Origin of the sequence: Adlercreutzia sp. DFI.6.23, assembly GCF_024462535.1 — a bacterium.
Lineage (GTDB): Bacteria > Actinomycetota > Coriobacteriia > Coriobacteriales > Eggerthellaceae > Adlercreutzia > Adlercreutzia rubneri.
In genome coordinates this window covers 1-388 of sequence record NZ_JANGBP010000228.1, presented here as the reverse complement: position 1 = coordinate 388, position 388 = coordinate 1, and the positions used below count along the sequence as shown (strand labels likewise).

The 388-nt window shown below is 55.7% G+C and carries 1 protein-coding gene; it reads left to right on the top strand.

The genetic code is table 11. The annotated features are described in order from the left end of the window. Positions 1-40 precede the first annotated feature (40 nt). Positions 41-388 (top strand): hypothetical protein (locus NE591_RS13130; protein ID WP_256156848.1); only part of this gene is annotated, 348 nt, incomplete at its 3' end.

Here is a 388-nt window from a genome sequence, read left to right as displayed (position 1 = left end):
CTCCAACACGCCCAAAGACGAAGGGGCGTCGTGGAGTGAGGTGGAAGACATCTGGCGCCATCATATTTCACTCGATGAATCTCCTCTCGCGAGGGTGAAGGGGATGCTCGAAGACAAGGAACATTGGAGGTTTCTCTCCGAGGTGATCGGCACGGAGGACAAGTACTATCTATACGCCCCGGAGTTTACCGTCCGCCATGATTCGGACGACGAACGGGACGGCTACGAGTACTACATGCTGAACCAGACAGACCCTGGTCCGAGCTGGTATACGATCGAGATCCGGTATTTCCAGACTCGCATATTCGACACCCTCGGCATCGCCCTCGACGGCCATCCCCGAGGTGTCGCTTTTGAACAGCATATTCAAGAAGCCCATGGTGGTGAC